20 protein-coding genes are annotated in these 22,749 nt (G+C 61.9%); 15 read left to right on the top strand and 5 right to left on the bottom strand.

What is annotated here, in order from left to right; translation table 11 throughout:
• Nucleotides 1-14: 14 nt before the first annotated feature.
• Nucleotides 15-1,328 (bottom strand): MFS transporter, encoded by a 1,314-nt coding sequence (locus tag N2600_RS14630; protein ID WP_260109073.1) that lies wholly within the window; start codon nt 1,326-1,328, stop codon nt 15-17.
• A gap of 220 nt (nt 1,329-1,548) precedes the next feature.
• Between N2600_RS14630 and aqpZ the strand changes: the two genes are divergently transcribed.
• The 10 genes from aqpZ (at nt 1,549) to ligA (ending at nt 14,379) form a co-directional block, all read left to right on the top strand.
• The gene (gene aqpZ / locus N2600_RS14625) at nt 1,549-2,235 is read left to right on the top strand and encodes an aquaporin Z (protein ID WP_260296605.1); all 687 of its coding nucleotides are present in this window, start codon (nt 1,549-1,551) and stop codon (nt 2,233-2,235) included.
• Between the two features lie 273 nt (nt 2,236-2,508).
• A complete protein-coding gene (locus N2600_RS14620; RefSeq protein ID WP_260296604.1) occupies nt 2,509-3,435 on the top strand; it encodes a D-alanine--D-alanine ligase in 927 nt (308 codons plus the stop codon).
• Complete coding sequence (locus N2600_RS14615; RefSeq protein ID WP_260296603.1) at nt 3,423-4,355, top strand: cell division protein FtsQ/DivIB; 933 nt, start codon at nt 3,423-3,425, stop codon at nt 4,353-4,355. The genes N2600_RS14620 and N2600_RS14615 overlap by 13 nt, the downstream gene beginning before the upstream one ends.
• Nucleotides 4,352-5,683, top strand: coding sequence for a cell division protein FtsA (gene ftsA, locus N2600_RS14610; RefSeq protein WP_260296602.1), 1,332 nt, complete (start codon nt 4,352-4,354; stop codon nt 5,681-5,683). The genes N2600_RS14615 and ftsA overlap by 4 nt, the downstream gene beginning before the upstream one ends.
• Nucleotides 5,684-5,738: 55 nt before the next feature.
• Nucleotides 5,739-7,454, top strand: coding sequence for a cell division protein FtsZ (gene ftsZ / locus N2600_RS14605; RefSeq protein ID WP_222386292.1), 1,716 nt, complete (start codon nt 5,739-5,741; stop codon nt 7,452-7,454).
• Nucleotides 7,455-7,715: 261 nt separating this feature from the next.
• Nucleotides 7,716-8,672, top strand: a complete 957-nt coding sequence (lpxC, locus tag N2600_RS14600) for a UDP-3-O-acyl-N-acetylglucosamine deacetylase (RefSeq protein WP_162115970.1) — start codon at nt 7,716-7,718, stop codon at nt 8,670-8,672.
• A 255-nt stretch (nt 8,673-8,927) separates the two neighbouring features.
• On the top strand, nt 8,928-9,797 hold the full coding sequence (locus N2600_RS14595) for an outer membrane protein assembly factor BamD (RefSeq protein ID WP_222386291.1): 870 nt from the start codon (nt 8,928-8,930) through the stop codon (nt 9,795-9,797).
• A 5-nt stretch (nt 9,798-9,802) separates the two neighbouring features.
• Nucleotides 9,803-11,476, top strand: a complete 1,674-nt coding sequence (recN, locus tag N2600_RS14590) for a DNA repair protein RecN (RefSeq protein WP_222386290.1) — start codon at nt 9,803-9,805, stop codon at nt 11,474-11,476.
• A 94-nt stretch (nt 11,477-11,570) separates the two neighbouring features.
• Nucleotides 11,571-12,098, top strand: coding sequence for a DUF6886 family protein (locus N2600_RS14585; RefSeq protein WP_260296596.1), 528 nt, complete (start codon nt 11,571-11,573; stop codon nt 12,096-12,098).
• 124 nt (nt 12,099-12,222) lie between these two features.
• On the top strand, nt 12,223-14,379 hold the full coding sequence (gene ligA / locus N2600_RS14580) for an NAD-dependent DNA ligase LigA (protein WP_260296594.1): 2,157 nt from the start codon (nt 12,223-12,225) through the stop codon (nt 14,377-14,379).
• Nucleotides 14,380-14,410: 31 nt separating this feature from the next.
• Here ligA and N2600_RS14575 read toward each other — a convergent pair whose 3' ends face one another.
• Nucleotides 14,411-14,947, bottom strand: a complete 537-nt coding sequence (locus tag N2600_RS14575; RefSeq protein WP_260296593.1) for a GNAT family N-acetyltransferase — start codon at nt 14,945-14,947, stop codon at nt 14,411-14,413.
• A 279-nt stretch (nt 14,948-15,226) separates the two neighbouring features.
• On the opposite strand from N2600_RS14575, the gene N2600_RS14570 reads away from it, so the two are divergent.
• The gene (locus N2600_RS14570; RefSeq protein WP_222386286.1) at nt 15,227-15,817 is read left to right on the top strand and encodes a 3'-5' exonuclease; all 591 of its coding nucleotides are present in this window, start codon (nt 15,227-15,229) and stop codon (nt 15,815-15,817) included.
• Between the two features lie 74 nt (nt 15,818-15,891).
• Entirely contained in the window at nt 15,892-16,386 is a 495-nt protein-coding gene (locus N2600_RS14565; RefSeq protein ID WP_162115974.1) for a CreA family protein, read from the top strand.
• On the opposite strand, the gene N2600_RS14560 is transcribed toward N2600_RS14565, so the two are convergent.
• Nucleotides 16,387-17,538, bottom strand: coding sequence for an epoxide hydrolase family protein (locus N2600_RS14560; RefSeq protein ID WP_222386285.1), 1,152 nt, complete (start codon nt 17,536-17,538; stop codon nt 16,387-16,389).
• Nucleotides 17,539-17,714: 176 nt separating this feature from the next.
• Entirely contained in the window at nt 17,715-18,182 is a 468-nt protein-coding gene (locus N2600_RS14555; RefSeq protein ID WP_017965084.1) for a chemotaxis protein CheW, read from the bottom strand.
• Between the two features lie 324 nt (nt 18,183-18,506).
• Here N2600_RS14555 and N2600_RS14550 point away from each other — a divergent pair, with 324 nt between their 5' ends.
• Nucleotides 18,507-19,109 (top strand): SCO family protein, encoded by a 603-nt coding sequence (locus N2600_RS14550; protein WP_222386284.1) that lies wholly within the window; start codon nt 18,507-18,509, stop codon nt 19,107-19,109.
• Nucleotides 19,110-19,177: 68 nt separating this feature from the next.
• The gene (locus N2600_RS14545) at nt 19,178-20,056 is read left to right on the top strand and encodes a 50S ribosomal protein L11 methyltransferase (protein ID WP_170276409.1); all 879 of its coding nucleotides are present in this window, start codon (nt 19,178-19,180) and stop codon (nt 20,054-20,056) included.
• A gap of 401 nt (nt 20,057-20,457) precedes the next feature.
• On the opposite strand, the gene N2600_RS14540 is transcribed toward N2600_RS14545, so the two are convergent.
• Nucleotides 20,458-20,631, bottom strand: a complete 174-nt coding sequence (locus tag N2600_RS14540) for a hypothetical protein (protein ID WP_222359857.1) — start codon at nt 20,629-20,631, stop codon at nt 20,458-20,460.
• Between the two features lie 278 nt (nt 20,632-20,909).
• On the opposite strand from N2600_RS14540, the gene N2600_RS14535 reads away from it, so the two are divergent.
• Nucleotides 20,910-22,745: an aminopeptidase P family protein gene (locus N2600_RS14535; RefSeq protein WP_260296592.1), complete on the top strand. Its 1,836-nt coding sequence runs from the start codon at nt 20,910-20,912 to the stop codon at nt 22,743-22,745.
• Nucleotides 22,746-22,749 lie beyond the last annotated feature (4 nt).

Below are 22,749 nucleotides of genomic sequence, written 5' to 3'. Positions count from 1 at the left end.
GCACGGCAGATGGCTCAGACTTCCTCGCGGCCCGACAGCCGGATGCAGACCAGCGAGATCACCGCCGAGGCGGCGAGGTAGTAGCCGACATAGTCCAGGCTGTAATGGGTGGCGAGCCAGGTGGCGATATAAGGGGCGAGCGAAGCGCCGAAGATGCCGCCGAGGTTGAAGGTCATCGAGGCGCCGGTATAGCGCACCATGGTCGGGAAGGGAGCGGCAAGGGCAGCGCCGATCGGACCATAGGTGAAGCCCATCAAGGCGAGGCCGATGATCGAGCACAGGAAAGCGCCGGTCAGACCGCTGGTCAATAGCGTCGCGTAGAAGAAGCCGAAGATCACGATGGCAATCGTCGTCAGCGTCAGGATGAGGCGGCGCGAGTAGAGGTCGGAGAGCCAGCCGGAGAGTGGGATCGTCAGGCCGAAGAAGACGACACCGACAAGCTGGACGACCAGGAACTGCTCTCTCGTATAACCGAGCCCGCCCTTTTCCAAGGGTGTCGTGCCCCAGGAGAGCGTGAAGACTGTCATCAGGTAGAACAGTACGAAGGTCGCGACTGCAATGAAGGTGCCGAGGATCAGGCTGCGCAGATGACCGCGGAAGACCACCTCGATCGGCACGGCGACGCGCTCGTGCTTTTCGACGGCTTTGCGGAATTCCGGCGTCTCGGCGATCTTGAGGCGGACATAGAGGCCGACGGCGACGAGGGCGAGGCTAGCGATGAAGGGAATGCGCCATCCGTAGTCGAGGAAATCCTCGTTGCTCATCGTTTCCGCCAGGATGAGGAAGAAGCCGGAGGAGAGGATGAAGCCGATCGGCGCGCCGAGCTGCGGGAACATGGCGTACCAGCTGCGCTTGCCGGGAGGAGCGTTTTCGGTGGCAAGCAGAACGGCGCCGCCCCATTCGCCGCCGAGGCCGAGGCCCTGACCGAACCGGCAAAGCGCCAGCAACAAGGGTGCTGCGATGCCGATCGCATCATAGCCCGGTAGCATGCCGATCAGGACCGTCGAAAGCCCCATCGTCATCAGCGCGGCGACGAGCGTCGCCTTGCGGCCGATGCGGTCGCCGAAATGACCGAAAATGACGGCGCCGATGGGGCGGGCGAAGAAGGCGATCGAGAAGGTGACGAGCGACTGCAGCGTTGCGGCGTTCGAATCGCTTGCCGGGAAGAAGAGATGCGGGAAGACGAGGACGGCTGCCGTCGCGTAGACGTAGAAGTCGAAGAATTCGATGGTAGTGCCGACAAGGCTGGCGATGAGGACGCGAGCCGGAGAATTGACTTGCGCGCTGTTCGAGGCGGGAGTCGGCGATGCGGAGATCGCGTCTGTCATTTTCATTCCAATCAATATTTCTATGGAGCGCCCTGGGAGGCTGGCGGGTCTTAGCGCAATTTCAGATCTGAGAAAACGTCTCCTGACGCCGTAGGTATCGCATGTCGAACACGTTTCTCGATCCTTGCGTGAAGCTTGCCACAGCAATGTCCGCGAGCTTGACCGGAATCAAATTGTAACGGATTCATCTAAACTCTTGGTTGGAGTTAAGGAGGCGCGCATGCAAAAGAGTCTATTTGCCGAATTTCTCGGCACGTTCTGGCTGGTCTTCGGCGGATGCGGCAGCGCCGTGCTGGCGGCCGCCTATCCCGAGCTTGGAATCGGTTTTGTCGGCGTGGCCTTTGCGTTCGGTCTGACCGTGCTCACCATGGCCTATGCCGTGGGCGGCATTTCGGGCGGTCATTTCAATCCTGCCGTCTCGCTTGGCCTTACGGTTGCCGGACGGTTTCCGGCGGCGCGTCTCGTTCCCTATGTCGTCGTGCAGATTGTCGGCGCCATCGCTGCGGCGGCGCTGCTTTATCTCGTCGCCAGCGGCAAGGCGGGGTTCGAGCTCGGCGGCTTTGCCGCCAACGGATATGGCGATCATTCTCCGGGTGGTTATTCACTGCTTTCGGCGCTGCTGATCGAAGTGTTGCTCACCATGTTCTTCCTGATCATCATCCTGGGGTCGACCAGCAGCCGGGTGCCTGCGGGCTTCGCGCCGCTTGCGATCGGCCTCGGGCTGACGCTGATCCATCTCGTTTCTATCCCCGTGACGAATACCTCGGTCAATCCGGCGCGTTCCACCGGCCAGGCGCTTTTCGTCGGTGGCTGGGCGCTGCAGCAGCTCTGGCTGTTCTGGATTGCGCCGCTTGCGGGTGGGGCGCTCGGCGGACTCGTGTGGAAAATCCTCGACGATGCCGACTGACTGCAAGACATGATCTATCCCATTGAGCCCGCGCGGTTTTTCTGCGCGGGCTTTTCTGTTTTCGCGGGTCGGCGGGCATCTTCGCTCCGACACTCCCGAAGAAGCGAAGGTTAAAAAATCAAGGGCGCGGCAAGACGGAGTTAACGAAAGTAAACACTTCATTAACCATAATGATGCTCTAATGCACCCAGGTCGGACAAAGGCCTGAAACGGCGCAGACAGCTTCGCGCAAGCGTCGATTTCGAGAATGGAAGTTATTTTTTGGGGGTGTTGATGAGTTGCAAGCATGTCGCTGTCCTGATGGGCGGATTTTCCTCGGAAAGGCCTGTCAGCCTTTCCTCGGGAAAGGCTTGCGCAGAAGCTCTCGAAGCTGAGGGCTTCGACGTGACGCGCATCGACGTGGCGCGCGACGTTTCCGAGAAACTCGCCGCATTGAAGCCCGATGTTGTCTTCAATGCGCTCCACGGCCCGTTCGGCGAGGACGGCACCATTCAGGGCATCCTCGAATATCTCGAAATCCCCTATACGCATTCGGGCGTGCTTGCCTCGGCGCTGGCGATGGACAAAGACAAGGCGAAGCTCGTTGCCGGCGCCGCCGGCATTCCGATCGCCGAATCGCAGGTGGTCAACCGTTTCGCCTTTCCCTCGACGCATCCGATGAAGCCGCCCTATGTGGTGAAACCCGTCCGCGAGGGGTCGAGCTTCGGCGTCGTCATCGTCACCGAAGATCAGGCGCATCCGCCACAGATCGTCAGCTCGCCCGAATGGCGTTACGGCGAGGAAGTGATCGTCGAGCGCTATGTTTACGGTCGCGAACTCACCTGCGGTGTCATGGGTGAAACTCCCCTCGGTGTCACGGAAGTGGTGCCGCAGGGACACAATTTCTATGATTACGACTCCAAGTATGCGGCGGGTGGTTCAAAACACGTCATCCCCGCGAAAATTTCACCGAATATTTACCAAAAAATACAAACATTGTCCCTAAGGGCGCATCAGGCAATCGGTTGTCGCGGCGTCAGTCGGTCCGACTTTCGTTACGACGATCGTTTCTCCGAAGACGGCGAAATCATCTGGCTGGAGGTCAATACCCAGCCAGGGATGACTCCAACCTCGCTCGTGCCCGAAATGGCCGGTCATGCCGGCTATTCCTTTGGTCAGTTTCTCCGGTGGATGGTGGAGGACGCGTCTTGTTTGCGTTGACAGTCAAGAGGATTGGGCGCCCCAGCCATCATGCCGTGCTTCCGATCATGGAAGCCGAAGAGCGGTTTGTGCTGCCGCGCCCGCTGCGCCGGGTCACGCGCTTCCTGATCAGCCTCTGCAGCGGCCGCATCCATATTCCCGTTCATACGGGCACGGTCTCCGCACTCGCCTTCCTGGCTGCGACGGGGTTTTACGGCATGTCGCTCGGCGGCCACACCGAGGCCGTCGCGCAGGCGACAACGACGGCCGCGGGTTTTGCGATCGAGGACGTCAAGGTCTCTGGCAACTCGGAGACCTCCGAAATCGAGATCCTGCAACTGATCGGCCTTGACGGCACGACCTCGCTGGTCGCCCTCGACGTCGATGCCGCCCGCCGGAAGATCGCCCATCTTCCCTGGGTCGAAAATGTCGAGGTCCGCAAGATTTATCCGAAAACGATCGAAGTGAAGCTCAAGGAGCGCCAGGCCTATGCGATCTGGCAGCACGGACAGGAGCTTTCCCTGATCGAGAAGAACGGCAGCGTCATTGCGCCGCTGCGCGACAACAAGTTTTCGGCGCTGCCGCTCGTCGTCGGCCGCGATGCCGAAACGGCGGCGGCTTCGCTCGACGAAGCCTTCTCGAAGTGGCCCGACGTGAAGGCCCGCGTGAAGGCCTATGTCTGGATATCCGGCCGTCGCTGGGACCTGCACATGGACAACGGCGTCGTCGTCAAGCTGCCGGAAGACGGTATCGACCAAGCACTGGCGACGCTTTCGAAGTTCGACAAGGAGCATCAGCTCCTGGAGCGGGACATTGCTGCAGTCGATCTCAGGCTGGCCGACAGAACCGCGATCCAGCTGACGCCGGAGGCGGCGATTCGCAGGCAGACGGCAGTGACGGAGCGTACGAAAGAATTGAAGAAGGCGGGGCAGAATATATGAGCTTGTTCGGTTCATCCCATTTCGGATTGCCGCGCCTGAAGCCGCTTTCGTCGAAGCGGTCGCATGTCGTTTCGGTGCTCGATATCGGCTCGACCAAGGTCGTCTGCATGATCGGCCGGCTGACGCCGCGCGAGGAAAGCCAGATCCTGCCGGGCCGCACGCACAATATCGAGATCATCGGCATCGGCCACCAGCGTTCCCGTGGCATCAAGACCGGCGTTATCGCCGATCTCGACGCGCTGGAAGGCGTCATCCGTCTCGCCGTTGACGCGGCCGAGCGCATGGCGGGGCTGACCGTCGAAAGCCTGATCGTCAACCTGACGGCCGGCCGCCTCGGCAGCGACATCTATACGGCGACGATCGATCTCGGTGGCCAGGAAGTCGAGCTCAACGATCTGAAGAAGGTGCTGTCGGCGGCTTGCCAGCAGTCGCTGCGCCACGACCGTTCGGTGCTGCATTCGCTGGCGACCGGCTTCTCGCTCGACGGCGAGCGCGGCATCCGCGATCCGCTGGCGATGTATGGCGATGCGCTCGGCGTCGACATGCATGTCGTGACGGCGGAGCGCTCGGCGCTGAAGAACCTCGAGCTTAGCGTCAATCGCGCGCATCTGTCGGTCGAGGGCATCGTCGCGACGCCCTATGCATCGGGCCTTGCGGCTCTCGTCGACGACGAGGTCGAGCTCGGTTGCGCAGCGATCGACATGGGCGGCGGCACGACGACGATCTCGGTCTTTGCCGAGGGCAAGCTCGTTCATACGGATGCCGTCGGTCTCGGCGGCCATCACGTCACCACCGACCTGGCGCGCGGCCTTTCGACCCGCATCGAGGATGCGGAGCGGCTGAAGGTCGTGCATGCCTCGGCCCTTTCGAATTCCTCCGACGAGCGCGAGCTGATCTCGATCCCGCCGATCGGCGAGGATGATCGCGACCAACCGTCTCAGGTGCCGCGGGCACTGGTTTCGCGCATCGTGTCCGCCCGAATCGAAGAAACGATGGAACTGATCCGCGATCGCATCCAGCGCTCCGGCTTCAGCCCGATCGTCGGCAAGCGTGTCGTGCTGACCGGCGGGGCGAGCCAACTGACCGGCCTTGCCGATGTGGCGCGGCGCATCCTTGCCCGCAACGTCCGCATCGGTCGTCCGATGGGCGTTTCGGGGCTGCCGACGGCGGCCAAGGGGCCGGCTTTTTCGACGGCCGTCGGCCTGATGATCTATCCGCAGGTCGCGGACATGGAGACACATGCGTCACAGAGCGGTCTGCTCATGTCGCTTGGGGGAAATAACAGCCGCATAGCCCGCATGGGCCAGTGGCTGAAGGAAAGTTTCTGAAATTGCGTAATTGGCCGGCGTGGCGATGCGGCCAGAGAGAGAAGGAACAGGTACCATGACCATCAAGCTGCAAAAGCCTGACATCACAGAGCTGAAGCCGCGCATCACCGTGTTCGGCGTTGGCGGCGGTGGCGGCAATGCCGTCAACAACATGATCACCGCCGGCCTCCAGGGCGTCGACTTCGTCGTCGCCAACACGGATGCGCAGGCGCTGACGATGACGAAGGCCGAGCGCATCATCCAGCTCGGCGTCAACGTTACCGAAGGCCTCGGTGCCGGCTCGCAGCCGGAAGTCGGCCGCGCGGCCGCCGAGGAGTGCATCGACGAAATCGTCGATCACCTGAACGGCACGCATATGTGCTTCGTCACCGCCGGCATGGGCGGCGGCACCGGCACTGGCGCTGCTCCCGTTGTCGCGCAGGCGGCCCGCAACAAGGGCATCCTGACAGTCGGCGTCGTCACCAAGCCGTTCCATTTCGAGGGCGGGCGCCGCATGCGCCTGGCCGAGATGGGCATCCAGGAACTGCAGAAGTCTGTCGATACGCTGATCGTCATTCCGAACCAGAACCTCTTCCGCATTGCCAACGACAAGACGACCTTCGCCGATGCCTTCGCCATGGCTGACCAGGTTCTCTATTCGGGCGTTGCCTGCATCACCGACCTGATGGTCAAGGAAGGCCTCATCAACCTCGACTTCGCCGACGTCCGCTCGGTAATGCGCGAGATGGGCCGCGCGATGATGGGCACCGGCGAAGCTTCCGGCTCCGGCCGCGCGCTGCAGGCCGCAGAGGCTGCGATCGCCAACCCGCTGCTCGACGAAACCTCGATGAAGGGCGCCCAGGGCCTGCTGATCTCCATCACCGGCGGTCGCGACCTCACCCTCTTCGAAGTCGACGAAGCCGCGACCCGCATCCGCGAGGAAGTCGATCCTGATGCCAACATCATCCTCGGCGCCACCTTCGACGAATCGCTCGAAGGCATCATCCGCGTCTCGGTCGTCGCAACCGGCATCGACCGGGCGATGAACGAAGCCGCCGAGCGGAACCTCCAGCCGGCAGCAAGGCCCGCTATCCGTCCCTCCGCGGCTGTTGCTCCGGCAGCGGCCGCAGTTCAGCCTGCCCCCGTGATGCAGGCACCGAAGGCCATGGATCCGATCGCGCAGACCATCCGCGAAGCCGAGATGGAACGCGAGCTCGAAATTCCGGCCCCGCGTGCCGCCGCACCGCTACAGCAGCCGGTCGTACAGCAGGAAACCTTCCGTCCGCAGAGCAAGATCTTCGCGCCTGCACCGGAAGCTCCGGCAATGCGTCCGGCACCGGTGCAGCAGCAAGCTCCGGCGCCCGTCATGAGCCAGCCGGTGATAAGCCAGCCGGTCCAGCAGCCGGTTCGGCAGGAGCCGATCATCCGCCAGGCGCCCGAACCGATGCGCATGCCGAAGGTCGAGGATTTCCCGCCGGTCGTCCAGGCCGAACTCGACCACCGCACGCAGCCGGCCTCCGCGCATGCGGCGGAAGAGCGCGGTCCGATGGGCCTGCTCAAGCGAATCACCAATTCGCTTGGCCGCCGCGACGACGACGCCGTTGCCGCCGATATGACTGCCGCACCGCCGGCCGCTTCGCAGCAGCGCCGTCCGCTGTCGCCTGAGGCAAGCCTCTACGCACCGCGTCGCGGCAACCTCGACGACCAGGGCCGAGCAGTTCCGCAGGCCCGGATGATGCAGGAAGACGACCAGCTGGAAATCCCGGCATTCCTGCGTCGCCAGTCGAACTGAGTCCGTGCTTCGGCACCGTTCATGCCCGGGATCAAGGTCCCGGGCATTGCTGTTTTTTCGCCCGTGATTCGCAAATGATTTCAATTGCGTGACTTCGTAACAAAGCGAAAGAAACAGTGATTTGGATTGGAGCGCCGGCGCACGTAAGTATGGTGCAACGAAACTGCCCCAGGAGACCTTTCGACAGGCTCCTTCTGCAGAATGAACGATGACTGCGCCGATCGGACAGACCGCCGGTGCGGAAGAATAAAGGCAGAATTTATGGCGATTGGCTTGCTGGGTTTTCAAACGACGGTATCGCGTCCCGTGACGCTTTCGGGCATCGGGGTGCATTCGGGAGCAGAAGTCTCGATCACCCTGAACCCGGCCGAATCGGACACCGGCGTCGTTTTCCAGCGCCTGCATGACAATGGTGACATTACCGAACTCAAGGCTGTTTCCTCGCAGGTCGGCAATACCGACCTCTGCACCGTGCTCGGCTTCTCACCCGCCCATTCGGTTGCGACGATCGAGCATGTCATGGCCGCCGTCTATGCGCTTGGCCTCGACAATGTGGTGATCGAGGTGCAGGGCTCCGAAATGCCGATCATGGACGGCAGTTCGCTACCTTTCGTCGAGGCGATCGAGCAGGTCGGTCTCGTCTCGCTCGGCGTCAAGCGCCGTTATATCCGTATCACCAAGCCGGTGCGCATCGAGCATGGCGGCTCCTGGAGTGAGTTCCGTCCCTATGACGGTACGCGCTTCGAAGTCGAGATCGATTTCGACTGCCCGCTGATCGGCCGGCAGAAGTGGGCCGGTGACATGACCGCCGCTGTCTTCAAGACCGAGCTTTCCCGCGCCCGCACCTTCGGGTTCATGCGCGATGTCGAGCGTCTCTGGGCGTCGGGTCACGCGCTCGGCTCCTCGCTTGAAAATTCAGTCGTCATCTCCGACGACAACACCGTCATCAACGTCGAAGGTCTGCGTTACGCCAAGGACGAATTCGTCCGCCACAAGACGCTCGATGCCGTCGGCGATCTGTCGCTTGCCGGTGCCCAGTTCATCGGCTGCTACCGCTCGTATCGCGGTGGTCACAAGATGAATGCCAATGCGCTGAAGGCGCTGCTCGCCGATCCCTCCGCCTATGAGGTTGTGGAGACGTCGACGCCGCGCCAGCGTGTCGCTGCCCGCGAACTGATCGCAGTCAGCGCTTCGGAATTCGCTCCCTGGTCGGCATGACCTCCAGCATATTCTCAAGACCAGGCCGCCTCTTTCCCGGAGGCGGTTTTTTTTGTCCGGCCGTGTCTGCGTCGATAACTGATGCTTGGCCGCCACAGGTCGGGAAGAAGTTGAAAAGCCGGTCATTCTGCGGCTGCTGCCACAAAAATGCGTTAATGCCTTATCATTGCGTTGCTCTTGATGCACATTTGTGGCTAGAAACGCCAGCGAGGCGTGGCTGCCGTGGAGAGAGCGGCGGCAGTGGGGTTCTTTCGAATGGGTTATGCAGGATCTGAAGGTATGATGAAGACAGCGCGCGCCTTGTTCGCATCGCTTCTGGTGCTCAGCGCAGGCGCCTCGATCTCCGGTTGCCAGTCGGATCCCGACATCGACATCACCAAGCTCGGTCTCGAAACCGATCCGCCTGACGTGCTCTACACCCAGGGCCTTGCCAATATGAAGGCCGGCAACATGGCTGAAGCGGCGCGCAAGTTCGACGCGATCGACCGCGAAAACCCGTTCTCCGAATGGGCGCGCAAGGCGCTTGTGATGAGCACCTTCGTCAAATACCGCCAGGGCCGCCTGGACGATGCGCTTGCTTCCGGCAACCGCTACATGTCGCAATATCCGAAGTCCCAGGATGCCGCCTATGTGCAGTATCTTATCGGTCTTACCTATTCCAAGCAGATCGTCGACGTGACGCAGGACCAGCGCGCCTCCGCCAAGACGATCGAGGCGATGCAGGCCGTCATCGACAATTATCCGAACTCCGAATATGTCGACGACGCACAGGCCAAGATCCGCTTCGCGCGCGACCAGCTCGCCGGCAAGGAAATGCAGATCGGCCGCTACTACATGGAGCGGAAGGAATATCTCGCCGCGATCTCGCGCTTCCGTATCGTCGTCGAGAAATATCCGAATACGAACCAGATCGAAGAGGCCTTAGCACGTCTCGTCGAAGCTTATTACGCCATGGGCATTGTCAACGAGGCGCAGACAGCCGCTGCCGTTCTCGGTCACAATTATCCCGACAGCCAGTGGTATGCTGATTCCTACAAGCTGCTGCAGAGCGGCGGTGCCGAGCCGCGTGAAAACAAGGGCTCGTGGATCGCGGCAGCGGGCAAGAAACTTCTTCTCGGTTCCTGAGGCCAATGCTGATCCAGCTTTCGATCCGCGATATCGTCCTGATCGAGCGGCTGGATCTTGCCTTCGAGACCGGCCTCTCCGTGCTGACGGGCGAGACCGGGGCGGGCAAATCCATCCTGCTCGACAGCCTGTCGCTAGCGCTCGGTGGGCGCGGCGACGGCGACATGGTGCGCCATGGCGAGGACAAAGGCCAGGTGACGGCGGTGTTCGACGTCGGCATGGAACACGGCGTGCGCACGCTCCTGCGTGAAAACGGCATCGACGATGAGGGCGATTTGATTTTCCGCCGCCAGCAATCGGCGGATGGGCGCACCAAGGCCTATGTCAACGATCAGCCGGTCAGCGTGCAGCTGATGCGCCAGGCCGGCCAGATGCTGGTCGAAATCCACGGGCAGCACGACGATCGCGCCTTGGTCGACACCAACGCTCACCGCACGCTGCTCGATGCCTTCGCCGGCCTCACCGACGAGGTTTCGGAGGTCTCCAAGCTCTATCGCCTGTGGCGCGACAGCGAGCGGACGCTGAAGAAGCACCGCGAGAAAGTGGAAAGTGCGGCGCGCGAAGCCGACTACCTGCGCTCTTCGGTCGAGGAACTCGAAAAGCTCTTGCCGCAGGATGGCGAGGAGGAAGAGCTCGCCGATCGCCGGCAGAAGATGATGAAAGCCGAGCGAATCGCCGGCGATATCGCCGAGGCGTCCGAATTCCTGAACGGCAATGCCTCGCCGGTGCCCCATATCGCCTCGCTGGTGCGCCGGCTGGAGCGCAAGAGCCATGAGGCGCCGGGACTGCTCGAAGATACCGTGACGCTGCTCGATGCCGCGCTCGACCAGCTTTCCAACGCGCAGATGGAAGTCGAGGCGGCGCTGCGCAAGACCGAATACGATCCGAGAGAGCTGGAGCGGGTGGAGGAGCGGCTTTTCGCGCTCAGGGCCGCCTCGCGCAAATATTCCGTGCCCGTCACCGAGCTGCCGGCGCTTGCGGTGCGCATGATCGCCGATCTTGCCGATCTCGATGCGGGTGAGGAGAGGCTTGCCCGGCTCGAAGCCGAGGTCGGCCTGGCGCGGGAAAATTACGATGCGGCGGCGCGCTCGCTGTCCGACAAGCGCCATCATGCCGGCACCGCACTGGCTGGGGCCGTCATGGCCGAGCTGCCGGCGCTCAAGCTCGAACGCGCCCGTTTCATGGTCGAGATCACCACGGATGCGGAGGAGGCGCTCGCCGAAGGCATCGACGTCGTCGAGTTCCACGTCCAGACCAATCCGGGCACGCGGCCGGGATCGATCATGAAGGTCGCTTCGGGCGGCGAGCTCTCGCGTTTCCTGCTGGCGCTGAAGGTGGCGCTCGCAGATCGCGGATCGGCCCCGACGCTCGTCTTCGACGAAATCGACACCGGCGTCGGCGGCGCGGTGGCCGATGCGATCGGCCAGCGGCTGAAGCGGCTGTCGGAGCGTGTGCAGGTGCTGTCGGTCACGCATGCGCCTCAAGTCGCGGCGCGGGCGGCGACGCATCTGTTGATTTCCAAGGGACCGACGGCCGACGGTTCTGAAAAGATTGCCACGCGCGTCGCGACGATGGCGCAGAAGGACCGCACCGAGGAGATCGCCCGTATGCTGGCCGGGGCTTCGGTCACAGAAGAGGCGAGGGCCGCAGCGAAGCGGCTGCTGGCCGGCAACGGCTAATTTCCGATGCTGTTTCCGCTTAGGCAGGTGGGATGACATTGATCCTGCGGCGCGATATGCGCTGAAGCTTCCCGATCGGCGGCGAGCTCATGCCATGCGGCTTTTCCATTTCAGCGACGATGCCGGTATCGCGGCGTTCGAGCCACGCCCGGTTCGCGTTCCGTCAGACCGCGCGCCCGGCCGAGAATGGCTGAACGGTCCGCTCGTCTGGGCAATCGATGCCGATCATGATTTCCTGTATCTCTTTCCGCGCGATTGTCCCCGCATCCTGCTCTGGGCGACAGCTGATACGCCGGAGACCGAACGGCGGCACTGGCTCGGCGACTGGCGCGCCGTCGCCTATGTCGAGCGCCGTTGGCTGGGAAGGCTCGAAGCGGAGACGATCCATCGTTACGAGATGCCGGCCGAAGGCTTCGAGGCTCTGGATGATGCGGGCATGTGGGTGGCGCGCAGACGTGTCATTCCGATGGAGAGGACCGCCATCTCGCGGCTCGACCAGGAGTTTGGGCCGCGTAGGGTGGAGCTTCGGATGGTCGATAGCCTGCGGCCGTTGAAGAACCTCTGGAACACCAGCCTGCATGTCAGTGGCATCCGGCTGCGCAATGCCAGGGATTGGGAATAGGCCGGGAAAGCGATCTTGCCTATGCAGTATATCCAGCCGCTCTTTTCATCCGGCAATTTTGCTCTAAAAACAATCCAGATTTTCTGGCCAGATTCTCTGGCCAGATTCTCTGGAGTGATGTTCTATGCCCACCGAAGGTTCCACCGTCGACACGTTGACGATCGAAGAGGCTGCCGCCGAGCTGGAACGGCTGGCAAAGGAGATCGCGCATCACGATGCTCTCTACCACGGCAAGGACCGGCCGGAGATTTCGGATGCCGATTACGACGCACTGAAGCGCCGCAACGATGCGCTGGAAATGCGGTTTCCCGAGCTGATTCGCGAGGACAGCCCGTCGCGGCATGTTGGCGCAGCGCCCTCCGTCACCTTCGCGCCTGTTGTTCATGCGCGGCCGATGCTGTCGCTCGACAACACCTTCTCGCAGGAGGACGTGCAGGATTTCGTCGCCGGCGTCTATCGCTTCCTCGGCCGGCTGCCGGATCAGTCGATCGCCTTTACCGCCGAGCCGAAGATTGACGGCCTCTCGATGTCGATCCGTTACGAGAACGGCAGGCTGGTGACGGCCGCGACGCGCGGCGACGGCACGACGGGCGAGAACGTCACTGCCAACATCCGGACCATCGCCGAAATCCCCAACGAGCTGCCGAAGGGCGTTCCCGCCGTCGTCGAGATCCGCGGTGAGGTCTATATGGCTAAGAGCGACTTCCTGGCGCTGAACCGGCAGATGGAGGCGGAGGGCAAGCAGACCTATGTCAATCCGCGCAACACCGCGGCCGGGTCGCTGCGCCAGCTCGACGCCAAGGTGACGGCAAGTCGCAAGCTGAAATTCTTCGCTTATGCCTGGGGCGAGATGTCGGAGATGCCCGCCGATACACAGTTCGGTATGGTGCAGACCTTCAAGAACTGGGGTTTTCCGGTCAATCCGCTGATGAAAAGGTTGAACTCGGTCGCCGACATCCTGGCGCATTATGACGAGATCGGGCTCAAGCGCCCGGATCTCGACTATGATATCGATGGCGTCGTCTATAAAGTCGACAGTCTCGAACTGCAGGCCCGTCTCGGCTTCCGCTCGCGTTCGCCGCGCTGGGCGACGGCGCACAAGTTTCCTGCCGAGCAGGCTTTCACGATCGTCGAGAATATTGACATCCAGGTTGGCCGCACTGGCGCCTTGACCCCGGTGGCGCGTTTGACGCCGATCACGGTCGGCGGCGTTGTCGTCACCAATGCGACGCTGCACAACGCGGATTACATCAGGGGCATTGGCAATAGCGGCGAACGCATCCGCGACGACGAGCACGATATCCGCATCGGCGATACCGTCATCGTGCAGCGCGCCGGCGACGTCATTCCGCAGGTACTCGACGTCGTCATGGAAAAGCGCCCGGCCGAGGCCAAGCCCTATGAATTTCCGAAGACCTGCCCGGTCTGCGGTTCGCATGCGGTGCGTGAAAGACATGAGAAGACCGGCAAGCTCGATTCGGTCACCCGCTGCACCGGTGGTTTCATCTGCAGGGCGCAGGCGATGGAGCATCTGAAGCATTTCGTTTCGCGCAACGCCTTCGATATCGAAGGGCTCGGTTCGAAGCAGATCGACTTCTTCTTCGAAAACGAGGATCGGTCGCTGCAGATCCGCACCGCGCCCGATATCTTTACGCTGGAGGAACGGCAGCGGGATTCATTGACCAAGCTCGAGAATATCGACGGCTTCGGCAAGGTCAGCGTCGGCAAGCTCTATGGCGCGATCAACGAGCGGCGCAGCATAGCGCTCCATCGCTTTATCTACGCGCTCGGCATCCGTCATGTCGGCGAGACCACGGCGAAGCTGCTGGCGCGCTCCTACGGCACCTATGCGGCATTCGAGACGGCGATGCGGGAGGCCGAGACACTTTCCGGCGACGCCTGGAACGATCTCAACGCCATCGAGGGTATCGGCGAGGTGGTCGCGCGCGCCATCGTCGAATTCTACAAGGAGCCGCGCAACGTCGAGGTGATCACCCGACTGCTTGAGGAAGTGACGCCCGAGGAGGCCGAGCAACCGAAGACGGCAGGCAGTCCGGTTGCCGGCAAGACGGTGGTTTTCACCGGCTCGCTGGAAAAGTTTACCCGCGACGAGGCAAAGGCGAGGGCCGAAAGTCTCGGCGCCAAGGTGGCGGGATCGGTCTCGAAGAAGACCGACATCGTCGTCGCCGGCCCCGGCGCCGGCTCCAAGCTCGACAAGGCGCGCGAACTCGGCGTGCAGACGATGGACGAGGATGAATGGCTGGCGCTGATCAGCGGCTGAGGGGCTGACGGCAAGCCGCCAACCCGTTTGCTCATTGCCTGAGCCGCGCCATCGTATAGGCGTCGACATACTCGCCGGATCGAAAGCCGAAGGCCTTCAACAGGCCTTCCTGCTCGAAGCCGAATTTCCGGTAGAGGCCGCTGGCGACGTCGTTGTCGGTGTAGACGGTCAGTTCCAGCCGTTTGATATCGAGCCAGTCGTCGGCAGCGTCGATCATCGCGCCGAGCAGGATCCGCCCGAAGCCGCGGCCGGTGAAATCGTCATGCACGCCCATGCCGATGCTGGCGACGTGCTGCCTACGGCCGGAGAGGCGGTTAAGGCCGCCATTGCCGACGATCCTGCCATTTTGGGTGACGACGAGGTTGAGCGCGCCTGGCGACGGGTTTTCCATGTGCTTGCGAACCTCCTCGACCCGCTGGTAGGGCGGCCTCAAGGTGCCGGCCCGGTAGCCCGGCAGATTTATGAGATCGGTGATCTCCTCTGCATCGGACAGGCGGACGGCACGCACGAGGATGCCATCTGGCAGGCGCGCTCGGCCGCGAGGTTCATTCTCTTCGTTTTCGGACATTCATGCTCTCCATCGGTTTTACGAGGAGAGCCGGTTTCCGAAACCCTGCTCGCCTCGCAGGGTCTTCGGGATGATCGGATCGCTGCTAACGCGCCATCGCTCCCGCGTACCCTTCGAGGGTCGTGGTGTGATGAATAAGCGCTGCCATGGTAAGGGAAACGATCATGGCAGCAAGTTTCGGTATGTGGGCTAAAAAGTCAACCTTGCGTCGTGTCGAATTTGCACGGCCGGAAGCGGGGCGGTATTCCTGTTCCCGAAGAAACGATTCGGGTTACTGCATTGAAGACCATCGCAATTGACTTCGAGACGGCGAACGAACAGCGCGGCAGCGCCTGTTCCGTCGGCCTTGCCTGGATCGAGGACGACAGAGTGACGCGCGTCGAGGAGCGGCTGATCCGACCGCGGGACATGCGCTTCTCCGGGATGAACATCGCAATCCATGGCATCCGGCCGGAGCATGTCGAGGATGCGCCCGAGTTTCCCGAGGTGATGGACGAGTTCGAGGAAGATTTTCGCGACGCGACGATGATCGCGCACAATGCCGCCTTCGATTTCAGCGTCTGGCGGGCGAGCCTCGATCTCTACCGGCAATCCTATCCGGAGCTTACCTATCTCTGCAGCCTGAAGATGGCGCAGCGAATCTGGCCGCATTTCGTCTCGCACCGGCTGAACCTGATCGCCGAGCATCTCGGCCTGCGTTTCGTGCACCACAACGCCGCCGAGGATGCCGCGGTCTGCGCGGCGGCGGCGATCGAGATGGCGAAAGCGCTAAAGGCCAATGCCGTTCACGCGATACCGGCGCTGATCGGCATGCGGCCCGGCCGGCTGACGGCGCGGGCCTACGAGCCCTGCACCTGCCGGAAAGGCTGATCCCTTCCGCGAGCTCCATTTCTTGCAAAGCATGGGTGCATGCTTATCTAGATGCGGTTATTCAGGGAGCCGCCATGTCCAGACTGCGCAATCTTCTCCTCGCCGCCTTCTCTTTCGCCGCCGTTTCCGCAGGTACTGCCTCGGCCGAAGTCGTCGGCAAGGTCGGGGTCGACTGGATCGGCAACGACATCATCGTCGAGGCGGTCTCCGACCCCGAGGTCAAGGGCATCACCTGCCACGTCACCTATTTCGACCGCAGCCTGATCGACCGGTTCAAGAACGGCAACTGGTTCGAGGACCCGTCCAACAATTCCATTGCCTGCCGGCAGACCGGGCCGATCGAGATCGGCAATATCGACCTGTCCAAGGATGGCAGCGAGGTGTTCCGCCAAGGCATGTCGCTGATCTGGAAGACCCTGGTCGTCAACCGCATCTACGACAAGACGAACGACACGCTGATCTATCTCGCCCATTCGCGCGAACTGACCGACGGTTCGGCGAAGATGTCGATCTCGACCATTCCGCTCTATGGGCAGAACGTTGTCTGGAAGAATGGGAGGCCGCAGTGATCAGCGCGTCCTGAATGGGCGGAAATAAGCGCGGATATCTTCGGCCAGAAGCTCGGGCCGCTCCATGGCGGCAAAATGGCCTCCCTTCGGTATTTCGGTCCATCGCCTGACGTCATAGACGCGTTCGACCCAAGAGCGTGGCGGCTGGGGCAATTCCCTTGCGAAATGCGCCACGCCGAGTGGCGGCAGGACGCGTTCGTTCGCCTTGAAATGCATCGGCCGCTTTCGGCTTTCCTTGTAGAGCCTAAGCGACGAATCCAGGGTGCCGCTGAACCAATAGATCGAAATCTCGATCAAGAGGGCGTCGAGAGAGAACGTCGTCCTGATATCGCCGTCGCTCCACGCCTGAAATTTTTCACTGATCCAGGCAGCGAGGCCAATGGGCGAATCCGTCAGTGCATAGGCAAGCGTCTGCGGCTTCGTTCCTTGCATGTGGGCGTAAGCGCCTTCGCTATCGGCCCATTGCGCGGCGCGTTCGAGAAAGGCCTGTTCCTCCGTCGAAATCGGTGCCTGTCCCGCGCCCAGCGGCGGCCGGTAGCTCCCCGGAATATAGTTCAGGTGCAGCGCTGTCGTATTCTGTGGAAAACGGTAGGCGAGCCAGCTCGAAACGGCCGCGCCGATATCGCCGCCTTGCAGGCAGAAGGTCTCGTATCCCAAACCCTGCATCAGTTTCAGCCACAGTCCCGATATTTCATAGGGGCCGATCCCGGCTGAGCCTGGCGCCTGCGAGAAGCCGTAGCCCGGAAGGGACGGCACGACGACATCGAATGCATCAGCAGGGTCGGCGCCATGTGCTGCAGGATCCGCCAGCATTGGGATAATCCCCTCCATTTCGAAGAAGGAGCCCGGCCAGCCGTGCGTGAGGATGAGTGGCAGTGGCGAGGGCCCGTTTCCTCTCTGGTGGACGAAATGAATCGACAGGTCATCGATCTCGGCAATGAACTGCGGAAGCGTGTTGAGGCGCGTCTCCTGCGCGCGCCAGTCGAAATGGTCTTTCCAATAGGCGAGGAGCTCCTTGAGAAAAGCGAGACTTGTTCCGTCTTCCCAGCTGTCGGCGTCGAGTGCTGGCGGCCATCGCGTCGAGCGCAGGCGCCGTTGCAGGTCGTCGACCCGATCGTCGTCGATGTTTATCTTGTAGGTGCTGACACGCATGGAAGGCTCCTGACCGGGCACTTTATCGGAGGGGGAGGTAGTCTCCGTCCGAGCAATTGGAAGGTGACGGCGTGTCCGTCTGCTTGCGGCACCTTGCGCTGCCGGTCCGTTAAATACAAAAAAACCGCCCGCAGCGATCGGCTGCAGGCGGCCTTCCGATCGAGGAGCGGTTGTTCTTATGCGGCCTGTGTCAGCTCGTCGGCAATAACCGTGTCGAGGTTCAAGAAGCAAACCATGGTCTTTTCGAGAGCGACGATGCCGCGGCAGAAGGCGCGCTGGGCTTCCGGGATGATTTCCGGCGGCGGTTGCAGGTCTTCACTCTTGATGGTCATCATGTCGGAAACCTGCTCGACCAGCAGGCCGACCAGCTTGCCGGCGATGTCGGTGACGATGATCGCCGAGCGCTCGGAGGGCTCGGTCATCTTCATGCCGAGGCGGCAGGCCATGTCGATGACGGGGATCACCGCACCGCGCAGATTGATGAGGCCCAGCACGTAGGGCGGGGTGTGCGGCATCGGCGTCACCGGCGCCCAGCCGCGAATTTCGCGGATAGCCATGATGTCGATGCAGAATTCCTGATCGCCCAGGTGGAACGAAACGATTTCGAGATAAGCGCCCGACTGCTTGATGGCGTTGTTGTTCATGGTCAGAATTCTTCCCAGTTGTCTCCGGCGGGAGAGGCGATGCAGAACCGCTGTTAAATATAGATGTGACGGCTTAAGTCTTTCCTAACGATATGTATTTTCCGATTATCCGCCGCTCTAAAGACAAGCTATTCACAAACACGCCATTTTTGATCCGCGCAGATTCCCGACGTCGGATTTCGCTGCCGTTGCAGTTTCTATCGGTGAGACAATTAACCACCGGTCAGAAAACATATTCTTGAATTGCGCGCGTCCGGTCGAGGCTATAATCACGCGGGGCAAGGGCGGGCCGCGCGTTCTCCGCCCGGATCGAGGATCATGCCAATGAAGACATTCCGCATCGCCGTCTGGGTCGGTGTCCTGATACTTGCCGGGTTTCTTGGTGCCTACACGCTCAACCTGACGAAGTCGAGGGACATGGTGGCCGAACCGCCCTTCGGCGTGCCCTTCACTCTGGTCTCCCAAAGCGGGCAGCCGATCACCGAGCAGGCGTTGCGCGGTAAGCCGACGGCGCTGTTCTTCGGCTTTACCCATTGCCCGGAAGTCTGCCCGACGACACTTTTCGAGTTGAACGGATGGATGGAGAAGGTGGATCCGAAGGGCGACAAGCTACAGGCCTATTTCGTGACCGTCGATCCGGAGCGCGACACGCCTGAGATCATGAACGAATACGTCTCCAATGTTTCCAAGCGCATCATCGGCATTTCAGGCGCGCCTGACAAGATCGCCGACGTCATCAGGGGTTTCCGCGTCTACGCCAAGAAAGTGCCGGTCGACGAGAAGGATCCGAACGGCGACTACACGATGGATCACACCGCCTCGGTCTTCCTGCTCGATTCGGCCGGGCGGTTTTCCGGAACGATCGCCTATGGCGAAAACCCGGACACGGCGGTAAAGAAGCTGGAGAATCTCGCCAGCAAGGGGTGACAGCTTCAGCGTGATGGGGCGTTGGCTCGACCGGCGGCGGGCAACGGAAACGGGAAAGACCGCCTATCGTGAGTGAAATCCGCCTTTACGTGACGACGACCGAAAGCAAGGCCGAAGAGATCCTCGACCTTCTGAGCGCGGTCTTCGGTGAAGAAGACTTTGCCATCGGCACCACGGAGATCGATGAGAAGAAGGATATCTGGGAAGCCTCGATCTACATGATGGCCGAGGACGAGGCGGAGGTGCAATCCCGCGTCGAGGACGCATTGAAGGCCTCTTTTCCCGATGCCCGGCTGGAGCGGGAAGTCATCCCCGAGATCGACTGGGTGGTGAAATCGCTGGAGGGGCTGAAGCCCGTCCGGGCAGGGCGCTTCCTGGTGCATGGCTCGCATGACCGCGACAAGATCCGCCCCGGCGACATCGCCATCGAGATCGATGCCGGCCAAGCCTTCGGCACCGGCCATCATGGCACGACGGCGGGCTGCCTCGAGGTGATCGATGCCGTGTTGCGCTCGCGCCCGGTCCGCAACGCGCTCGATCTCGGCACCGGCAGCGGTGTGCTGGCGATTGCGGTGCGCAAGCTCAGGAACATACCGGTGCTGGCGACCGACATCGATCCGATCGCGACGAAGGTGGCGGCCGAGAACGTGCGCCGCAACGGCATCGCCTCGGGCATCGTCACCAGGACAGCGCCGGGCTTCCACTCGACGGCCTTTTCCGAGCACGGTCCCTTCGATCTCATCATCGCCAATATTCTCGCGCGGCCGCTGATCCGCATGGCACCGAAGCTTGCGACGCATCTTGCGCCTGGCGGATCGGTTATTCTCTCCGGCATCCTTGCCGGGCAACGCTGGAAGGTGATTGCCGCCTATAGTGGCGCGCGGCTTCGCCACGTCAGAACCATCTGGCGCAACGGCTGGGTGACCATCCACCTCGATCGGCCTTGATGAAGGCGAGAGTGGGGAGGCGAATGCGGTGTCCCTCTTCTCCCCAGCGGGGAGAAGTGCCGCAACGATAGCGAGGCGATGAGGGGGTGAGCGGCGAAGCCGCGAATGCGCAGAGCGCAGCGAAGGGTAATGAATTGCCTGCCGTGTGGCCTCCTCGTCCGACCCTTCGGGCCATCTTCTCTCCGAGGGGAGAAGATGGAGCAAGCTGCGACCGATCATTCCACAGGATAGCGTACCCCCCAAGCCTTGTTGAAGATAAGAAAAAGGCGGTGCCAATGGCACCGCCTTCGACCGGTCTATCCGGTCAATGCCCGCGAGCTCAAGGGGAGGAGCGCTCAAGCGGGCTCTACTGCATTCCAATAGGCCGGTCCGGGAGGGAGGAGACGGACTGGCTTTCAGGCTTAGAACGCGTAGCTGGGGGCGCCCTTGTGGCGCGTGGCCCGCTGGCCGGCGCCGAGCAGCTTGAGGCTGTCCTCGTTTTGCGGGCGGCGGGCGCCGATCACGTGACGCACGGTCTGGCGTTCGCCAGCCTGCATCGGGCTGCTATATGCGAAGCGCGAGAGAGAGGCGGTCATTTCAAGAATTCCTTTGTTATAGGTTCATCGCGAACCGTTCGATGACGCCTATATAGCTATTCTGAAATGCGGAGGCAGAGGGTTTCGCTCATGGGAGCCATGCGGCCAATGCATAAAGCGTGCCAAATTAACTTTTGGCGTCACAGTTCCGTCAAAATGTTGAGCGGTCCCAGGGCTTTCGACTCGCTTGGTCGCTTTTTCTCCCCATCAGTTGAAATTTCGCTAACATGGCCGGCATCCCATTAACCGGATTCGTCTCAATCATTCGGGTTTCCAGCATGTTCCAGTCTTTCGAAGTCACTTCCACGCCGCAATTCGGCAGGGATCGCGTATCGGCGCTGCGCGCCGGTTTCGATTCGCTCGGCATCGACGCCTTTCTCGTGCCGCGCGCCGACGAGTTCAACGGCGAATATGTTCCCGCATGTTCGGAGCGCTTGGCATGGCTGACGGGCTTTACCGGTTCGGCCGGTATTGCGCTCATCCTGCGCACGCAGGCGATCGTCTTCGTCGACGGGCGCTATGTGACTCAGCTTGCCGAACAGGTCGACGGTTCGGTCTTTTCGGGCGGCGACCTCGTGAACGAACCGCCGCACCTCTGGCTTGCCGCAAACGGCGGCAAGGGCCTGCGGCTAGGCATCGACCCATGGCTGCATGCGGGTGCAGAGGTGCGCCGTCTGGAAAAGGCGCTTTCGCAGATTGGCGGCACGCTGGTCTTCCTGCCGCACAATCCGCTCGACAGGCTTTGGAGCGACCGGCCAACCGAGCCGCTCGGCGCGGTCAGCATCCAGAACCTCGCGCAGGCCGGCATGCTGGCCAGGGACAAAATCGCGACGATCGCCACCGATCTTTCGAAGAAGAACCTTGCGGCGGTGCTGATCGCCGATCCTTCTTCGGTTGCCTGGGTCTTCAATATCCGCGGCGCCGACGTGCCGCACACGCCGCATCCGCTGGCGCGCGCCATCATTCATGCCGACGGCCGGGCAGAGCTCTTCCTCGACAAGCGCAAGACCGGCATCGAGCCGGAGGCCTATCTCGCGCAGATCTGCACACAATTGCCGCCCTCGGCGTTGGAGGAGAGGCTTGCCGCCGTTTCGCGAGATGGCGGCCGCGTGCTGATCGACCCTGATATCGCCGCCTATGCGCTGGCGGAGATCATCCGTAAGGCGGGCGGCGAAGTGGTGGAGGGCGCCGATCCCGCCAAGCTGCCGCGCGCGGTGAAGAACGACGTCGAGATCAACGGCTCGGCCGCCGCACATCTGCAGGACGGGGCGGCGATGGTGGAATTCCTCTGTTGGCTGTCGCAGACGAAGCCTGGCACGGTGAGCGAGATCGCTGCTGCCGAGCATCTCGAAGCGGCGCGTGCCCGCGTCGGCCAGAGCATGCAGAACCCTCTGAAGGACATTTCCTTCGACACGATTTCGGGCGCCGGCGAACATGCGGCGATCATGCATTACCGCGTGACGACCGAGACCAACCGGTTGATCGAGGCCGGCGAACTCTTCCTGATCGATTCGGGTGCGCAATATATCAACGGCACGACAGACATCACCCGCACCGTCGGCATAGGTACGGTATCGGAAGAGCATCGGCGCTTCTTCACGCTGGTGCTGAAGGGGATGATAGAGATCAGCACGGCACGTTTCCCGAAGGGCACGCGCGGCTGCGACCTCGATCCGCTGGCGCGCATCGCGCTGTGGCGGGCCGGCGCCGATTTCGCTCACGGCACAGGCCACGGCGTCGGCTCCTATCTCTCGGTGCACGAGGGGCCGCAGCGCATCTCCAGGCTTTCGACGCAGGAACTGCTGCCCGGCATGATCCTTTCGAACGAACCGGGTTATTATCGGCCCGGCAGTTTCGGCATCCGCATCGAGAACCTGATCTATGTGCGCGGGGCCGAGGAGATCGAGGGCGGCGACGCGCCGATGCTCGGATTCGAAACGCTGACTTTCTGCCCGATCGACCGCAGCCTTGTCATTCCCGAGCTTCTGACCCATGACGAACTGCACTGGTTCAACGACTATCATCGCCGCACATGCGAGGCGCTGATGCCGCTCATCCACGATCACGATGTCAGGGCGTGGCTCGAACACGCGACGCTGCCGCTGGAATATTGAGAGA

It is taken from the genome of Rhizobium sp. WSM1274 (genome assembly GCF_025200775.1).
Classification (GTDB): domain Bacteria; phylum Pseudomonadota; class Alphaproteobacteria; order Rhizobiales; family Rhizobiaceae; genus Rhizobium; species Rhizobium leguminosarum_I.
Note: the sequence above shows the minus strand (reverse complement) of the source record. Positions and strands in the feature narration are given on the sequence as shown.